This window comes from Paracoccus alkenifer (genome assembly GCF_900108405.1).
In the GTDB taxonomy this organism is placed as follows: Bacteria; Pseudomonadota; Alphaproteobacteria; order Rhodobacterales; family Rhodobacteraceae; genus Paracoccus; species Paracoccus alkenifer.
Genome location: NZ_FNXG01000008.1, coordinates 38,071 through 50,773, shown reverse-complemented (window position 1 = coordinate 50,773; position 12,703 = coordinate 38,071). Strand labels below are relative to the sequence as shown.

13 protein-coding genes are annotated in these 12,703 nt (G+C 63.8%); 7 read left to right on the top strand and 6 right to left on the bottom strand.

Going from position 1 to position 12,703, the window contains the following annotated elements; all coding sequences use genetic code 11:
- The 4 genes from BLW83_RS14605 to BLW83_RS14590 form a co-directional block, all read left to right on the top strand.
- Positions 1–570: electron transfer flavoprotein subunit alpha/FixB family protein (locus tag BLW83_RS14605; RefSeq protein ID WP_218139145.1), on the top strand; the 570-nt coding region annotated here is incomplete at its 5' end.
- A 150-nt stretch (positions 571–720) separates the two neighbouring features.
- Entirely contained in the window at positions 721–1,515 is a 795-nt protein-coding gene (locus BLW83_RS14600) for an enoyl-CoA hydratase-related protein (protein ID WP_090849023.1), read from the top strand.
- A 12-nt stretch (positions 1,516–1,527) separates the two neighbouring features.
- Positions 1,528–2,733 (top strand): acetyl-CoA hydrolase/transferase C-terminal domain-containing protein, encoded by a 1,206-nt coding sequence (locus BLW83_RS14595; RefSeq protein WP_090849021.1) that lies wholly within the window; start codon positions 1,528–1,530, stop codon positions 2,731–2,733.
- A 49-nt stretch (positions 2,734–2,782) separates the two neighbouring features.
- A complete protein-coding gene (locus tag BLW83_RS14590) occupies positions 2,783–3,940 on the top strand; it encodes an acyl-CoA dehydrogenase family protein (protein WP_090849019.1) in 1,158 nt (385 codons plus the stop codon).
- Between the two features lie 103 nt (positions 3,941–4,043).
- Here BLW83_RS14590 and BLW83_RS14585 read toward each other — a convergent pair whose 3' ends face one another.
- Complete coding sequence (locus BLW83_RS14585; RefSeq protein WP_177172591.1) at positions 4,044–5,135, bottom strand: TRAP transporter substrate-binding protein; 1,092 nt, start codon at positions 5,133–5,135, stop codon at positions 4,044–4,046.
- A gap of 118 nt (positions 5,136–5,253) precedes the next feature.
- Positions 5,254–6,204 carry an SDR family oxidoreductase gene (locus BLW83_RS14580; protein ID WP_245728911.1) on the bottom strand — a complete coding sequence of 317 codons (951 nt, stop codon included), beginning with the start codon at positions 6,202–6,204 and terminating at the stop codon, positions 5,254–5,256.
- A gap of 206 nt (positions 6,205–6,410) precedes the next feature.
- Between BLW83_RS14580 and BLW83_RS14575 the strand changes: the two genes are divergently transcribed.
- Positions 6,411–6,821, top strand: a complete 411-nt coding sequence (locus BLW83_RS14575; protein WP_090849013.1) for a VOC family protein — start codon at positions 6,411–6,413, stop codon at positions 6,819–6,821.
- Here the strand turns inward: BLW83_RS14575 and BLW83_RS14570 are convergent.
- The 4 genes from BLW83_RS14570 to BLW83_RS15775 form a co-directional block, all read right to left on the bottom strand.
- On the bottom strand, positions 6,818–7,627 hold the full coding sequence (locus tag BLW83_RS14570; protein WP_090849011.1) for an SDR family NAD(P)-dependent oxidoreductase: 810 nt from the start codon (positions 7,625–7,627) through the stop codon (positions 6,818–6,820). The genes BLW83_RS14575 and BLW83_RS14570 overlap by 4 nt on opposite strands.
- A gap of 12 nt (positions 7,628–7,639) precedes the next feature.
- Complete coding sequence (locus BLW83_RS14565; RefSeq protein WP_090849009.1) at positions 7,640–8,503, bottom strand: MaoC/PaaZ C-terminal domain-containing protein; 864 nt, start codon at positions 8,501–8,503, stop codon at positions 7,640–7,642.
- Between the two features lie 4 nt (positions 8,504–8,507).
- Entirely contained in the window at positions 8,508–9,656 is a 1,149-nt protein-coding gene (locus BLW83_RS14560) for a CaiB/BaiF CoA transferase family protein (protein ID WP_090849007.1), read from the bottom strand.
- Positions 9,657–9,837: 181 nt separating this feature from the next.
- Entirely contained in the window at positions 9,838–9,987 is a 150-nt protein-coding gene (locus BLW83_RS15775) for a hypothetical protein (RefSeq protein ID WP_177172585.1), read from the bottom strand.
- Here BLW83_RS15775 and BLW83_RS14555 point away from each other — a divergent pair.
- Positions 9,952–11,508 (top strand): AMP-binding protein, encoded by a 1,557-nt coding sequence (locus BLW83_RS14555; protein ID WP_090849005.1) that lies wholly within the window; start codon positions 9,952–9,954, stop codon positions 11,506–11,508. The genes BLW83_RS15775 and BLW83_RS14555 overlap by 36 nt on opposite strands.
- Before the next feature lie 72 nt (positions 11,509–11,580).
- Entirely contained in the window at positions 11,581–12,609 is a 1,029-nt protein-coding gene (locus BLW83_RS14550; RefSeq protein ID WP_177172590.1) for a TRAP transporter substrate-binding protein, read from the top strand.
- Positions 12,610–12,703: the final 94 nt, after the last annotated feature.

The window sequence follows — 12,703 nt, the reverse complement described above, 5'->3', positions numbered from 1 at the left end:
GCCGACACCTTCGCCCGCCCGATCTATGCCGGCAACGCCATCCAGACGGTGAAATCCTCGGATCCGAAAAAAGTGCTGACCATCCGCACCGCCAGCTTCGACGCGGCGGGCGAGGGCGGCGCGGCCTCGGTTTCCGACGCGGCGCTGGCCGACGATCCGGGCCTGTCGTCCTGGGTCGAGGACAAGGTGGCGGCCTCGGACCGGCCGGAACTGACCTCGGCCAAGCGCATCGTCTCGGGCGGGCGCGCGGTGGGGTCCAAGGAAAACTTTGCCCTGATCGAGGCGCTGGCCGACAAGCTGGGCGCCGCCGTCGGCGCCAGCCGCGCGGCGGTCGATTCGGGCTATGCCCCGAACGACTGGCAGGTCGGGCAGACCGGCAAGGTGGTGGCGCCGGAGCTGTATATCGCCGCGGGCATCTCGGGCGCGATCCAGCACCTGGCCGGGATGAAGGACAGCAAGGTCATCGTCGCCATCAACAAGGACGAGGAAGCCCCCATCTTCCAGATCGCCGACTACGGCATCGTCGGAGACATCTTCAACGTCCTGCCGGAACTGACCGAAAAACTGTGAACAACGCTACGGCAAAACACCTCTGACCCGGTTTTTTGCCGTGGCGAACGTCGAAATAAATATACATACTGACAGTATCAGTGCGAACGATTATTGTGGCACAGCCTGGCTGCAATTACCTCGCCGCTACATCATCGGAGGAAAGCCCACATGGCAAATGCACCCGCTTTCGAGGACATCATCTACGAAGTCCGCGGCCGCGCAGCCTGGATCATCATCAATCGCCCCAAGGTCTATAACGCCTTTCGCGGCCAGACCCTTGAAGAAATCATCAAGGCGCTGCATCTGGCCGGCAACGACAAGGACGTGGCCTCGATCGTCCTGACAGGCGCTGGCGACAAGGCGTTCTGCACCGGCGGCGACCAGTCGGCGCATGACGGCAACTACGATGGCCGCGGCGTCGTCGGCCTGCCCATCGACGAGTTGCAGGGCCTGATCCGCGACACGCCAAAGCCGATCATCGCCCGCGTGAACGGCTTTGCCATCGGCGGCGGCAACGTGCTGGCGACGCTGTGCGACCTGACCATCGCCTCTGACACCGCGAAGTTCGGCCAGGTCGGCCCCCGCGTCGGCTCGTTCGACGGCGGCTGGGGCACGGCGCTTCTGGCCCGTCATGTAGGCGAAAAGAAAGCCAAGGAAATCTGGTATCTGAACGAAGTGTACACCGCCCAGCAGGCGGCGGACATGGGGCTGGTCAACAAGGTCGTGCCGGCCGCCGAGCTGGACGAGGCCACCACCAAGTGGACCGACACGCTGGCCGAACGCTCGCCCACGGCGCTGGCCTTCCTCAAGCGGTCGTTCAACGCCGACAGCGATTCGATCCGCGGGATTTCGAACCTCGCCCTGCACGCGGTCAAGCTGTATTACGCAACGCCGGAATCGCAGGAAGGCGTCAATGCCTTCAATGAAAAGCGCAAGCCCGATTTTTACAAGTTCCTGGAATAAGCGGGAACAGCCATGGCACCCTTGCGGATCGGTTCGCACGACATTGCCGGCCATATTCCGGCCGGTTCCCGGGTCTGGCTTCACGCCTGCTCGGGGGAAAGCGCGCTGATCCGCGAGGGGCTAGAGGCCGCGGATCTACGCGGCCTGACCTTTACCGGGATCTTTGTCCCCGGGCTGAACCGGCTGGGCGGCCTGCTGGCGGCTGGGGGCCGGTTCGACAGCTATTTCATGATGCCCGAATTCGCGGGCCATGATGCGCAGGTCCGTTTCCTGCCTTTCTGCTACCGCGACATCCGGCTGCATCTGGGCGCCCTGCTGCCTGATGTCGCGCTGGTCATGGTGTCGCCCCCGGATGAGCAGGGCATGTGCAGCCTTGGTCCGGTCAACGATTTCATCGCTGATATCTGGCCGCAGATCCCGCGCATCATCGCGCATGTCAATCCGCTGGTGCCGCGGACGCAGGGACGCTCGATACCCCATGACCGTCTGCACGCGGTGATCGAGGGCGAATCGCCGCTGCCGATGTCGAACCCGGGCACCGACGAGGTATCCACCCGCATCGCCGCACTGGCAGCCGGGCTGATCCCCGAGGGCGCGGCGATTCAGGCGGGGCTTGGCCGCGCCCCCGAAGCGGTGCTGAGCGGGCTGACCGGCCACCGCAATCTATCCATCCATTCCGGGCTGATTGGCAATTCGACGCTGGATCTGCTGGACGCCGGGGCCCTGCGCAATGATGCCCCGATCCGCGCCGGAGTCGCCATCGGCGGCGCCCGGCTTTACGACGCTGTGGGCCGCCCGGAATTTCGCTTTGCCCCCCCCTCGGTCACGCATGATCTGGCCCAACTGGCGACGACGGGGCGTTTCGTGACCATCAACTCCGCCATCGAGGTGGACCTGGCCGGAAATTCTTATGCGGAAGCGACACCCAAGGGGCCGGTGTCCGGTCCCGGCGGGGCGTCGGATTTCGCGGCCGGCGCCCGCGGGTTGCAGGGGCTGCGTCTGGTGGTGCTGCCAGCGACCGCCGCCGGCGGCAGGATCAGTCGCATCGTTTCCCCAGGCCGGGCGAATGGTCCCGTCTCGCTGGGTCGCTTCGATACCGATGTGATCATCACTGAATACGGCATCGCCGACCTGCGCGCCGCCAGCCCGACCGAGCGCCGCGAACGACTGATTGCCATTGCCGCGCCAGAGCATCGAGACCGGCTAGCGGACGGCTGATCCGCCCTATGTCCGACCTTGCGGCCCCTGCCACACGAAAGGAAACCACATGATCGAACGCAGCCTGTTCAACGAAGAGCACGAACTTTTCCGGGCCACCGTCCGGCGCTTTGTAGAAAAAGAAATCACGCCCTATCACGCGCAATGGGAAAAGGACGGCGTTGTCCCCCGTGAATTGTGGCTGAAAGCGGGCGAACAGGGCCTTCTGTGCTGCACCGTCCCCGAGGAATACGGCGGGCTGGGCCTTGATTACCTGTTCGACGTGGTGGTGTTTGAGGAATTGTGGCGCGCCGGCGCCTCTGGTCCCGGCTTTCTGATCCACACCGATCTGGTCGCAACCTATATCATGTCTTTCGGGACCGAAGAGCAGAAGCGCAAGTTTCTGCCCAAGATGGTCACCGGTGAATGGATCGGCGCGCTTGGCATGACCGAACCCCACGCCGGTTCCGACCTCAAGGCGATCCGCACCCGCGCCACCCGCGACGGCGATGATTTCGTCATCAACGGGCAAAAGGTGTTCATATCGAACGGGCAAAGCGCCGATGTGCTGGTCTGCGCCACCAAGACCGACCGCGACGCGGGCGCCAAGGGCGTCACCCTGTTCCTGATCGAGGGCGACCGCGAGGGCTTTCGCCGCGGGCGCAACCTTGAAAAGCTTGGGATGCACGCGCAGGACACCTCGGAACTTTTCTTCGACAACGTGCGCGTTCCCGCCGCGAACATGCTGGGGGGAGAGGGCGAGGGCTTTGCCCTGATGATGACCAAGCTCAGCCAGGAACGGCTGGCCCAGGCGATCCGGTCGGCCACCGTGGCCGAGACGATCATCGAATGGACGCTGGACTACACTACCCAGCGCGAGGCCTTCGGCAAGACGATCTTCGATTTCCAGAACACCCAGTTCAAGCTGGCCGAACTCAAGACTCAGGCGACGCTGGCCCGAGTGTTCACCGACAAATGCATCGAGTTGTTCATGCAGGGCAAGCTGGACCCGGTGGATGCGGCCATGGCCAAGATGTATACCACCGAACTGCACTGCAAGGCGGCCGACGAGTGCCTGCAACTGTTCGGCGGCTGGGGTTACATGTGGGAATACCCGATCTGCCGCGCCTATGCCGATGCGCGCATCACCAAGATCGCCGGTGGCTCGATCGAGATCATGAAGACGATCATCGCCCGCGCCATGAAGGCAGAACACGATCGGCAGTAAGAAACCAGCTGGGATCGGCGCCTTCGCCGCGCCGACCCCGGGGACAAGAGAAAGGGTGCCCGGACCCCGCGGCCCGGGCACCCTGACCAGTAAGAAGGCCCCGTTACTGTGCTGCCTTGCCGGCCGCGTATTCGGTTTCAAAGAAGTCGATCATCGCTTCGGGGTCGTCCAGCCCGTGCTTGCGCGCCACCTCGAACCACCCGGTGCGGATCGGCTCCAGCCGCGCTTTGAGATCGGCGACGACATTATCGGGCAGGGTCTGCACCCGCATCCCTTCATCCGGCATCGCCGCCACCGCTTCTTCCAGTGATCTGGCATAGATTTCGCCCATCTGCGTGACCAGGGGCAGCCCGGACACCTCACGGATTGCCGCCTGGTCCTCGGGCGAGATTCGGTCCCAGGCCTCGTGGCTGAACGCCAGCATGTTGACCGTGTTCACAATGCCGCCGGGCACCAGCAGATATTCCTTCATCGTGCCGGCCAGTTTGAACCCCAGCAGCGTGTCGGGAGGTATAATCCCGCCGTCGATCGCCCCGCTCGAGGCAAGTTCATAGACCTCGGACATCGGCTTCGACACCGGGACGGCGTCCAGCAGATCTATCGAGGCCGACGCTGCCTGCTGTGGGCTGCGTAGCTTTTTTCCCGCCAGATCGGGCAGCGCCGTCACCTCGCCGGAACGCAAGGCAATATGGGCCGGGTTGCCGGTGAACACGGCCAGCGGCACGATTTCCTTGAAGATTCCGCTCGGTTCAAGATAGGTTTCATAAGCGCGGTAGCTGACCGGCATCGAAATGCGCGGATCGTCGCCCAGGAAGGGCAACTCCAGCCCTTCGGTCAGCGGGAACCGTCCCGGCGTGTATCCGGGCACCACCAGCGCCACATCGGCAAGCCCGTCGACCAGCACATCGTATTGCCCGGCTACCGTGCCAACCACTTTTGGGGTTGCGACGATCTTCACCCGACCTTCGGTCACCCGCGCGATTTCTTCAAACCACGGATCAATGATTTCAACCTGCAACGGATAAGTCGCGGGCAGCCATTGCGAATAGCGCAGCGTCACCGATTCAGCCTGTGCCGGCGTGGCGAGCGGCATTGATGCCATGGCCGCCAGCAGAACGCCTGACAGCAGTTTTCTAGAAATAAATGTCATGTTTCTCCTCCCCAGGATCGTGGATGGCAGCCAGGATTGCCCCATACCATTCACAAGCATATGATATGCATTGTTTTATATAGTGCCACCCCCAAAGCGGCCTGCGCGAGGCGCAAGGACCCCGGAAAGGCGGCGCCCCTGCTGAAGCTACGGTCGGGGGAACTCAACCCCGATTTTTAAGGATTTCTGGCTCCACCGCACGGTGGAAGCCGTTGTATTCCGGGATGTTGGTTGCCGGATAATTCTGGGTCCAGGTCTGCCGGCGATTGGGCGCACCACCGTCGACGCGCAGGCAACTGCCGGTCACATAGGCCGCCGCAGGGGACAACAGATAGGTGATCGCGGCCGAAATTTCCGATTCGGTGCCATAACGTGGCAGCGGCACCTGCGCCGGATAGGCTAGGATGCGCTCGGTGATCTCTGGGGTGTATTGGTCAAAGCCCGAGGACGCGATCCCACCGGGCGCGACTGCATTCACCCGAACCCCCGAATGCGCCCATTCGCAGGCAGCGGTTTCGGTCAACGTCCACATCCCACCGCGCGAGGCGCCGGAATGTCCCATTTCCGGCCAGCCATTCCAGATGTCGGCGATGATGTTGACGATTGCGCCGCCGTTAGCGTCCATCCAGCGATTGTAGATTTCCCGCATGAAAATGAAGCCGCCGGTCAGATTGTTGCGCACCACCGCCTCGAACCCTTTGGTCGAGATGGTCTTGAGCTCGGCCCGGTATTGCCCGCCGGCGTTATTGACCAGCGCGTTGATGGCGCCGAAACGTTCGAGCGTTTCGTCGATTACGCCGATGACCTGAGCTTCGTCGCGGATGTCGCAGGTAGCGGTGTGAACCTTGCCGCCGTCCTCGGTGATCTCTCGACGGACAGTTTCCAGCTTGTCGGGGTTGCGGCCGACGATGACAACCTGCGCGCCCAGATGCGCCAGTTCGTGCGCGGTGCAGCGTCCAATGCCGCTGCCGCCGCCGGTGACAATGATGGTCTGGCCTTTGAACAGGCCCGGAGCATAGACTGAGTTATAGGACATTCGCATCTCGCTGGTGTTGCGGCGGGCGCAAGGCCGGCCTGGTGTCATTCCCCTGACGTGGCTGGAACGGAATAGCACTGGCTGCGGTCGCTTTGGTGGCGCCCCCTCCTAAATGCAGCCCGTGCATATCATATGCTTACACACTATAGGGCGGGACGTCCTGTGCAATGGTTATTTTCCGGCTTTGCCATCTTTTGCAGCTGGCAGCGGAACGCGTTGCCAGAATCAGCCCAACGACATATGCTTGCATATAATCAATATGATTATCTAATAGGGAACAGCCGATGACGCCAGTTCTGGACCACATTGGTATCGCGGTGCGCGCATTGGAGCCCGCGATGGATTTCTACGGCAAGACGCTGGGGCTGGGACGGCCGATCATCCGCGAGATCCCGGAACTGGGGCTGCGGTTGGCGTTCTTTGACAGCCCCGACGGCGCGATCATCGAACTGGTAGAGGCATCAGGCAAGACCGAGTTGCAGCACGGCGATGTCGTCGTGGCGCTGGAGGTCGAGGATCTGGATGCCGCCATCGCGCAATACCGTGCCCGCGGCCTCAAGGTTTACGACCAGCCGCCGACCGACAACCTGCCGCTGCGCCGCGGCTGGATCACCAAGGGCGGCGGGCATGGCACCATCATCGAGCTTTGCCCCAAGGGGCAGGTCGCGGCCTTCGTACGCGGCACACACGGCTAGCTGGGCGTCAGCACCGCGCCACCGCAGACCGAAATCACCTGTCCGGTCACATAGCCGGACAGGTCGCCGACCAGAAACTCCAGCACATTCGCCATGTCCTCGGAGGTGGCAAAGCGGCGCAGGGCAATGGCCTCAAGCTGTTCGGGGGTGCCGACGCCGTTTTCGGGATCAAGCTTCTGCAACCGCGCGGTCAGGGTAATTCCGGGCGCAATGGCGTTGACCCTTATGCCCTTCGGCCCCAGTTCGGCAGCAAGATTGCGGGTATAGGTGTTCACCGCCGACTTGGCCGCGCCATAGACCGCCATCGCCCCGCCCTTCAGCGGCTCAAGCGAAGTCTGGGACGAGATGTTTACGATCACTCCCGTCCCTTTTTCCGCCATCAGCGGCGCGGCTGCCTGACAGCACATCACGCAGGACCGCAGGTTGACGTCGAGCAGAAAGTCGAAACCCGCCTGGCTGGTCAGGCTTGGAAACGGGCTGGCGTCACGGTAAACGCCGGCCCCGGCATTGTTGACCAGAATATCGACGCCGCCGAACGCCGCGACCGTTTCCGAAAACAGTCGCTCGACGGTGCCAGGGTCGCGCAGGTCGCCCTCGACCCCCAGCGCCCGGGAACCCAGCGCCTCGACCTCGGCCATGACGGTTTCGGCGGTCAGTTCCTCGCCGATGCGGGCCGCGCCCTGCATGTTGAGATCGGCCACAACCACATTCGCGCCCAGCCGCGCCAGTCGCAGCGCATAGGCGCGGCCGATGCCGCGGGCGGCGCCGGTGACGATCGCGGTCTTGCCAAGCAGGGGTTTCGTCATTGCATCCTCCGTTCAGCCGCGCAGCGTGGCGTGGCCGTTGTCGATGACAGTCACGCCGCGTTCCGCCACCAGCGCGCGGAAATGCACCGCCCGCCCCTCGCACCACAATTCGACGCGCAGCGTCTCGCCGGGGAACCCCGGGGCGCTGAACCGGCAGCCGATCTCGGCGATGCGGGCGGGGTCGTGGTCGCAGACCAGCCGCAGGATGGCGTGGCAGGCGATGCCAAGGCTGCAAAGCCCGTGCAGGATCGGGCGGTCGAACCCGGCCGCCCGGGCAATCGCCGGATCGGCGTGCAGCGGGATACGGTCCCCGCTAAGCCGGTAGATCAGCGCCGCCTGCGGCACGGTCGGCAGGTCGCAAGACAGGTCGGGGGCGCGGTCCGGCACCGGCGGCAGCGCCGCGGGGATTTCGCCGTGCACGCCGCCAAAGCCGCCGTCGGCGCGGGCGAATGCGGTGCGCTGGGTGGTGGCGATCAGCTCGCCCGTGTCCGCGTCGCGCAGTTCCTTGCGGCTGTGGACCAGCGCGCCGCGGCCGGCGCCCTTGTCGGCCAGCCCGATCACCCGGGTCTGCCCGACCACGCTGCCCGCAGGCGCAAGGGGGCGGTGCAGGATCACCCGCTCCTCCCCGTGCAGGCTTTGGGTCACGTCGATCCCAAGATCGGGGTCATGCACCCAGTCCATGGTTTCGCCCAGCACCACCGCCATGGTCGGGACCGCCTTCAGCCCCTTTTCATAGACGAATCCGAGCTGCCCTGGATCGGTGGCGTCATGCCCGATGCCGATGCCAAGGGCATAAAGAATCGTGTCGCGGTGTGTATACTGTTGCGCCAGTTCGGGGACGCGGACGGCCAGCGCCTTTTCTGGAAGGATCGCCATCGCCTTATCTTGCCCCGCCGGCGGCAGGCGAATCGCCGCCGCCCAGCCGGTCCCACAGCGCCTGCGGCAAGCCCCAGTCGGTCCAGATCTCGCGGCTGTTTTCGCCCGGTTCCGGGGTCGCGCGGCGCAGGCTGCCGGGGGTGCGCGACAGTCGCGGCGCGGGCGAGGGGTGCACCAGCCCGTCGAATTGCGCATGAACCTCGCGCGCCTGCATCTGCGGATGTTCCCACGCCTCGGCAATGCTGAGAACCGGAGAGAAACAGGCATCGCGCCCAGCCATGGCGGTTTCCCATTCGGCGCGGGTCCGCTGCCGGAACCGCTCGGCGAAAAGCTGCTTCAGCGCGGGCCAGTTCGCGCGGTCCGCGCGGTCGGGGAGGGTCGCCGCGTCAAGGCCCAGCACCTCCAGCAATGCGGCGTAGAACTGCGGCTCGATGGCGCCGACCGCGACATGCTTTCCGTCCGCGGTCTCGTAGCAGCCATAGTCGGGCGAGCCGCCGTCCACGATATTGTCAGCACGCCGGTCCGTCCATGTCCCCTGCTGGGTAAAGGCGCTGAAGGCCGACATCAGATGCGACACCCCGTCGATCATCGCCGCATCGACCCGCTGCCCTTGCCCCGAACGGCGCGCCTCATGCACCGCGGCAAGGATGCCAAAGGCCAGATACATGCCGCCTCCTCCCAGATCGGCAACCAGATTCAGCGGCGGTGCCGGCGGGCGGTCGGGATAGCCGATCGCATCCAGCGCCCCCGTCAGCGCCAGATAGTTGATGTCGTGCCCGGCCTCCATCGCCATCGGGCCGTTAGGCCCCCAGCCGGTCATCGACCCGAAAATGATGCGCCGACTAACCGTCGCGCAGACGTCATAACCCAACCCCAGCCTGTCCATCACGCCCGGCCGGAATCCCTCGATCACCACATCGGCGGCAGCAACCAGCGCCAGCGCCGCCTCGCGCCCGGCATCTGACTTGAGGTTCAGCGCGATGGAACGCTTGTTGCGGTTGTAGAAATCGTATTTCGGCGACAGCAGCGGCTCTCCGGGCCGGTCGACGCGGATGACGTCGGCACCGAAGTCCGCCAGCAGCCCACCGGCAAACGGCCCCGGTCCCTGCCCTGAAAATTCCACGATCCGCAGATCAGACAACGGTCCGGTCATATAGCCTCCTCCCTTCGCGCGCGACGGCCGCTGCCATGGCGGCGTCGCGCCGGAAATCTTGTTGGTTGACGACTCGCTTTTAACGAAATCGGAGCTTGCGCTTTCAGTTCGTCTTTATACAGTAATCTTGCGAAGCAAATTTTGGCAAGCTTGCACAACATCAAGCCTGTCAACTCAGACCTCAGAGCTCTTGGGAGGAGGGAGCGTGCGGGATCTGGCCACCGACGCGGTCGCTGACCACGGCCGGCTCTGGATCCATGAACGTTTCCTGCGCGGTATAGGAGGAGAGTAAAATATGCAGGGAACGTTGCTGCTCAAGCAGGCCGTTCATCGTAACCGTCAAGGTATTGCCACCGTCTGTGGCACCCGCAAACGGTTGTGGCACGAGGTGGGCGACCGCGTTCCACGGATGGCAGCAGCGCTGCGCCGGCTTGGCGTAGAAAGCGGAGCTTTCGTGGCGGTGCTCGCGATGAACTCGGACCGCTACCTGGAACTGTTCTATGCCGTTCCCTGGGCGGGCGGGTGTTTTGCCCCGATGAACGTGCGCTGGTCGGCACAGGAAAACCTGCTTGCTCTGCGCGACTGCGACGCTGTCGTCCTGTGCGTGGACGACAGCTTTGTCGAACAGGGGCACCAACTGCGCAAGGATTTCCCCGGCCTGAAGGCGGTGATCCACATTGGCGACGTCCCCACCCCCGAGGGCATGTTGTCCTATGAACAGCTGATCGCCAGCAATGAACCGATGGAGGACGCCGACCGCAAAGGCGATGATCTTTATGCGGTGTTCTATACCGGCGGCACCACCGGCCAGCCCAAAGGGGTGGCGCTGACTCATAACGCACTAGGCCATGCTGCCACCGCCTGGCTGGCGATGATCCCGGATGTCGAGGATCTGAGCTTTGCCTATGTCGGCGGCTTCTTCCATTTCTCGGGCGCAAGCCCGGTCCATTACATCACCATGGCCGGCGGCACCCATGTCGTGCTGCCCAAGTTCGATCCGCTGCTGATGATGCAGGCCATCCAGGAACACAAGGTGACGAACGCGGTGCTGGTGCCCACCATCGTCAACATGTTCATCAGCCACCCCGATTTCGACAAATACGACCTGTCCAGCCTGCGCACCTGCGTCTATGGCGGCTCGCCCATGCCCGAGGCACTGATGGCCGCCGCCGCAGCGAAACTGCCGAACCTGCGGTTCTATCAGATCTACGGCATGACCGAGACCGGCGGCTTTGCCACCATGCTGCGCTGGCGCGACCATGTGTTTGACGGCCCCAAGGCCGAACGCATCCGCTCCTGCGGCCAGCCGGGCCCGGGGGTCGAGGTCAAGATTGTCTCGCCCGACGGCGACACCCTGCCGCCCCGGGAACTGGGCGAGATCGCCATGCGCTCGGACTATCTGATGATGGGCTATCTGGGTAAACCCGACCAGACTGCCGAGGTTCTGCGCGACGGCTGGATGTATTCTGGTGACGCCGGCTACCTGGACGAGGACGGCTATCTGTATGTCGCCGACCGGGTCAAGGACATGATCGTTACCGGCGGCGAGAACGTCTATTCGATCGAGGTCGAGCGCGCGCTGTTCCAGCACCCTGCCATCCACGAAGCAGCGGTGATCGGGATTCCGTCCGAGGAATGGGGCGAACAGGTCCATGCTGTCGTTGTGCTCAAGCCTGGCGCGACCGCGACCGAGGACGAATTGATCGCGCATTGCCGCACCCTGATCGGCGGATACAAATGCCCAAAATCGGTCGAGTTCCGCTCTGAGCCCCTGCCGCTTGCACCCAAGAATACCGTCATGAAGAACGTCCTGCGCGACCCTTACTGGGTCGGGCAGGAGCGCAAGATCTGATCCGGCGACCGACCTGCCCGACTGGGCAGCCCCCAAGCCGCCAGAGCGGCGGCGAAGACAGGAGGGATGATAATGTCTTATTTTAACCGCGCGGGGATTCTGACCGGTGCGCTGCTGGCGACCTGCGGCGCCACTGCACAGGCGCAGGATGTCACCCTGCACTATTCCAACTGGTTGCCCGCCGGCTATGCGCTGGATGTCGAGCTGATGGAGCCTTGGATCGCCGAGATCGAGCGGGTTACCGAAGGGCGGGTCAAGATCCAGAAAACGACCAAGGTGGTGGGCAGCGTCGCCGCGCAATATGACGTAGTGGCCGAGGGCATGGCCGACATGTCGCTGATGGTGCTCAGCTATACGCCAGGGCGCTTCCCGCTGGTCGAGGGGATGGAACTGCCCTTTGCCAGCGATGACGAATCGCGCACATCACCCGCAGTCTGGGCAACATACGAGAAATATCTCGCCGATACGGACGTGTTCCGCGATGTCGTGCCGATCGGTCTGTTCCAGACCGGCGTCTTCCACGTCTTCACGACCGGGCGCGACCTGTCGATAGCGGACAACTGGAAAGGCGCAAAGCTGCGCAGTTCCAGCCCGTCGCTGACACGCATCATTGAACTGATGGGCGGTAGCCCCGTCAGCAAGCCGGTGTCCGAAGTCTATGAGCTGGCCTCGGGCCGCATGATCGACGGCGCAACCACGCCGCCTGATGCGCTGCTTGGCTTCAAGTTGGACGATGTGCTGCACACCATGACCTTTGTGCCGGGTAGCCTTGGCTCGACCACAGTGCTGGTGTCGGTGAACCCCGACGCCTGGGCAAAGATTTCCGAGCCCGACCAACAGGCGATTCGTCAGGTTTCAGGCGCAGCGGTCGCAAAAATGTCGGGTGACCTGCACCGTAAGGAAACCGAGGCCGCCATCGCCAAGATGCAGGACGACGGTCGGACCATCCACCGCATGAGTGCCGCCGAACTGGCCAAGATGCAGGCGCTTGTGGCGCCGCTGACCGCGGAATGGCTGGAAAAGGCCAAGACCGCCGGTATGGAAAATCCGCAGGAGATGCTGGATTTCTTCCGTGCCGAACTGAACCGGACCGCGCAGTAAGTCCCTCTTGTCCTGCGCGGATCGGGGGCGGGCCTTTGGGGGCCCGCCCTTTTTTCCCGGCGCTTTTCAAGCGCGACTTCCGGGCCGGGGATTA